Genomic DNA, 233 nt, shown 5'->3' with positions numbered 1-233 from the left:
TGTTTTCCTTGCGAATAATCTTGCCAAATATCAGCAGGATTTATTTTATGTTGAAAGGTGAATGTTTTATTACAGCAATTACACTTATAACGTTGAGTGTTATTTCTAACACCATTCTTCTTTATATTTTGATTTTTACAAAAAGGACAAGTTTTTTATTCATTTTCAAAAAAGTGCGTTAAAGCCTTATACTATAAGCTCTTAACGCACTTTTTAGCAACCATTTTGTCCAT

1 pseudogene is annotated in these 233 nt (G+C 28.8%); it reads right to left on the bottom strand.

The features are described 5' to 3' along the window. A pseudogene (locus A1D25_RS11225) lies at positions 1–140 on the bottom strand (IS1/IS1595 family N-terminal zinc-binding domain-containing protein); the annotation flags it as partial. Positions 141–233: the final 93 nt, after the last annotated feature.

The organism is Ursidibacter arcticus (assembly GCF_009761375.1).
In the GTDB taxonomy this organism is placed as follows: Bacteria; Pseudomonadota; Gammaproteobacteria; order Enterobacterales; family Pasteurellaceae; genus Ursidibacter; species Ursidibacter arcticus.
Note: the sequence above shows the minus strand (reverse complement) of the source record. Positions and strands in the feature narration are given on the sequence as shown.